Consider the following 3,414-nt stretch of genomic DNA (forward strand, 5'->3'; position numbering starts at 1 on the left):
ACCGCCCCCACCCAGAGCGTCTATTATGATTCGGAGACCTCCTATTTCTACACATCTATGTCAAAACTCTTTCCATACAAGACGCTCTTCCGATCTGCGCAGTTCACGAACAGCGGCCAGGCGGTGGCCCGGTCGTCGGCGTCGAACCGCCCGATCCCGGCGAGCAGCGCGGGACGTGCGTCGTCGATCGGGCCGTGGGCGAGGATGTCCAGCTCCTCGAACCAGTAGTCGGTGCCGTCGAACCCGGTCCTCGCCCGGCGCACCTCCGCCAAGCGGCGCTCGCGCGGCAGCAGTCCGAGGACGCTCAACGCCGGGTCCACGCCGCCCGGTTCGGCGGCGACCGCGTCGATGAACGCGGGGCGCCGGCCGGGGGCGATCGCCTTCACCAGCGCGGGGAAGTGACTGCCGCGGATGAGCCAGTGCCGGCCGAGCGCCGCCAGCGACGAAGGCGCGGCCGCCCGCACGAGCCTGTGCAGCACGCCCGACGGCGGAATCGGCTCGTAGCGTTGTTCCCGGCGGTCGGGTGAGGTGATCCAGCGGATCACGCGATCGGCGTCGGCGGTCACCAGGGGGCTCAGTCCCCGGCTCAGCTCGGGCGGGAGACTGCCGGGGCCCTGCCGTTCCAGGAGCGTCAGCACCCGCTCGGGGCGCATCGGAGCGAGCGCCGCGACCATGGTGGCGTGCCGGCGCCACCACTCGTCCCGCTGCTCTCCTTCGGTCCGGTCGGCCAAGGCCCGCCCGGCATGGTCCAGCACCGGGTCCGGATGCCGGCGGGCCAGTCGCGTCCAGTCGTCGACGGCGTGTGCCAGCCCCGGCAACTCCCGTGCCGCGAAAGGGGCGGAGCAGGCCGGCAGCAGCCGCGCGGCCTCGGCGTCGCCCCACTGCGCGCGCATGCGCGCCACCAGTCGCTCGGCCAGTGCGCCACGGTCCCCCCGGGCGAGCAGACGGGCCAGCCGGGTGCGCAGCACGGCCGGTGCCTCGGCGTACGCCTCGGCCACCGCCTCGTCCGGTACGGGCAGGTCCCGTGCGCCGCGCCGCGCGTATCCGGCGACGACCGGGTCCGGGTCGGCCAACCGCTCGGCGAGGAAGCCCGCGTCCCGTCCCACCAGGGCCGCGAGCGCCGCCAGCCGCCGCTCGTACGGCCCGCGCCCGTCCAGCTCGGACAGGAGCGAGGCGAGCGTCCCGTCGTCCGCGAGCCCGCGTGCGGTTCGCGCCGTCAGGGTCAGACGGGCGGGGAACGGCAGCGGTTCGAGGGCGGAGAGCAGTTGCTCCGCGGTGATCGGCATCCGCCGATTGTGCCCGGCGGGACCTCCTCGGGCGAGTGAATAGCCGCCCTGCCCCGGCTCGGCCCCGTCGGCGCGCATCCCATGATCTCAGGCGTCGCCCATATCCCCTTGCGCGCGCTCGTCGCACAGGTCAACGTCATCTGACACCTCACGAAGGCGAAGAAGATGACCACGCAGACCCACCCCGTCGACCACGAGCTCGTCCAGGCCGCAGCGCAGGTCGCCCTCACCCGCTGCCGGGGCGACAACCACACGGTGGCAGCCGCGGCCCGCGATCGGGACGGCCGCATCATCACCGCGGTGAACGCGTACCACTTCACCGGCGGTCCCTGCGCCGAGCTCGTCCTCATCGGCACGGCGGCCGCCCAGGGCGCCTACGAGCTGGACACGATCGTCGCCGTGGGCGACCGCGAGCGCGGAGTGATCCCCCCGTGCGGCCGGTGCCGGCAGGCCCTTCTCGACTACTTCCCCCAGCTCAAGGTCATCGTCGGCGATGACGACCGTGTCCGCACCGTCCTGATCACCGACCTGCTGCCCCACACATACGTCTGGGCCGACCACCAGCTCGACGCGGAGTGAAGCGCCGGTTCCGTCGCCGGCCGTCGACCCGCAGGGCGTCGGCCCCCAGGGTGTCGACGTGCGCGGAGGGCACACCGTGGGCGGAGCGGGCGGCGCGCCGGCAGCCTTACCCACGCCCGACGTGCGAGCGGACGTCCACCGGGTCATCTTGGGGGGAGAGACGGTATGCCGTCGCCGTCACCTCCACAGCTGGAGGCACCATGCAATACGACCCAACGGACGCCCAGAAGAAGGCCTTTGAGGAAAGCGAGGCCGATCCCCGCAGAGTCGGCGATCACACGGGCCACCTCCGGGAAACCGCCCGGGTGAGACTGACGGACAACGGGTTGGGCGGGCCCGACCCGAGCGAACGCATCCGCTGCCTGTCCTGCCCGTGCCCCGACTTCCAGGCCGGCGGCCCGCTCGGGCGGTGCAAACGCAGCAGCTGTCGCCACGCGATCAGCGAGCACGACCTGCCCACCTGAGGGCCGGGCGGATCGAGTGGCTCCAGGGGATCGAGTGGATCGAGTGGGTCGACGTCAGCAGGCGCGGCCGCCGCGAAGACGACGTTCGCGTGCCAGCGACTCGTCCGCGGCTCGTCAGCGGCTCGCGCGGCGTACGTGCAGGTGGCCGGCGTGGGGGAAGGAGGGTGGCGCCGCAGGCAGAACGCTGTGGAAGTCGAACCGGCTCTTCTGCGCGACCCGGCACGACGCCCTGTTGTCGACTTGGTGGAGGAGTTCGAGACGCTCCAGCCCGTCGGCTGCGAAGGCGTCGAAGGCCCAGCCGCAGAGTGCTTCCACAGCGCGAGAGGCCACTCCCTTCCCACGGGCGTGTGCCGCGGTCCAGTAGCCCACCTCGGCGGCCGGTTCGCCGTACGCGACGCCCTTGAGGACCACGCTGGCCAGCAACCGCCCGCGGTGGCCGTCGGGTTGCGCCTCGAGGACGGCGAAGTTGAACCGGTCCCCCGCCGACCAGCTCTGCTGCTGGGACCGCACCCACCGCGTCCCGTCCGCTTCGTTCTCCACGGTGTGGCTCGTCCACCGGCGCAGCTCGGGGTCTTGGAACACCTCGGCCAGCGCCGCCGCCTCCTCCAGGCTCCAGGGGCGAAGCACGAGAGCGGGAGCAGCGGGCGTCGCGGCGACCCGGAGAACGACGGGACTGATCACCGGCCGATCATATGCGGCGGCGCCCTGGTGGGCCGGCGGACGACGTGAGTCTCGGCGCTCGCGATGATCCCATGGCGTCGATCACACGCGAGGCCGGTTCAGCAGCCGGGAGAGCACGATGGCGCTCTCGGTCCGCTCGACGGGAGCGGTGGCGCGCACGCGTTGGATGGCCTGTTCCAGGTGGTGAATGTCTCTGGCGAGCATATGGACGACTGCGTCGGCGGCGCCGGAGACGGTACAGGCCTCGACGACCTCGGGGATGCCCTCCAGCGCTTGGCGCAGTTCGGCGGGGGTGGGATTGCCGGTGCAGTAGACCTCGACGAAAGCCTCGGTGTGCCAGGCCAGCGCCTGGGGGTCGATGAGAGCGGTGAAACCGCGGATCGCGCCGGTGGCCACCAGGCGGT

General features: G+C 72.2%; 4 protein-coding genes. 1 reads left to right on the forward strand and 3 read right to left on the reverse strand.

What is annotated here, in order from left to right; all coding sequences use genetic code 11:
* Positions 1-47: 47 nt before the first annotated feature.
* Positions 48-1,286 carry a hypothetical protein gene (locus tag ABT300_RS42450; RefSeq protein WP_351688064.1) on the reverse strand — a complete coding sequence of 413 codons (1,239 nt, stop codon included), beginning with the start codon at positions 1,284-1,286 and terminating at the stop codon, positions 48-50.
* A 165-nt stretch (positions 1,287-1,451) separates the two neighbouring features.
* Between ABT300_RS42450 and ABT300_RS42455 the strand changes: the two genes are divergently transcribed.
* Complete coding sequence (locus ABT300_RS42455; protein ID WP_351688067.1) at positions 1,452-1,865, forward strand: cytidine deaminase family protein; 414 nt, start codon at positions 1,452-1,454, stop codon at positions 1,863-1,865.
* A 578-nt stretch (positions 1,866-2,443) separates the two neighbouring features.
* On the opposite strand, the gene ABT300_RS42460 is transcribed toward ABT300_RS42455, so the two are convergent.
* Together ABT300_RS42460 and ABT300_RS42465 are read right to left on the reverse strand one after the other, a co-directional pair.
* On the reverse strand, positions 2,444-3,010 hold the full coding sequence (locus ABT300_RS42460) for a GNAT family N-acetyltransferase (protein WP_351688069.1): 567 nt from the start codon (positions 3,008-3,010) through the stop codon (positions 2,444-2,446).
* An 81-nt stretch (positions 3,011-3,091) separates the two neighbouring features.
* Positions 3,092-3,414: Lrp/AsnC family transcriptional regulator (locus ABT300_RS42465; RefSeq protein ID WP_351688072.1), on the reverse strand; the 323-nt coding region annotated here is incomplete at its 5' end.

Origin of the sequence: Streptomyces sp. NPDC001027 (assembly GCF_040299045.1) — a bacterium.
GTDB lineage: Bacteria > Actinomycetota > Actinomycetes > Streptomycetales > Streptomycetaceae > Streptomyces.

Bases quoted from the DNA above. Each gene is read 5' to 3' on its own strand.
- ABT300_RS42455 (WP_351688067.1), top strand. From the start codon at position 1,452: ATGACCACGCAGACCCACCCCGTCGACCACGAGCTCGTCCAGGCCGCA.
- ABT300_RS42450 (WP_351688064.1), bottom strand. From the start codon at position 1,286: ATGCCGATCACCGCGGAGCAACTGCTCTCCGCCCTCGAACCGCTGCCG.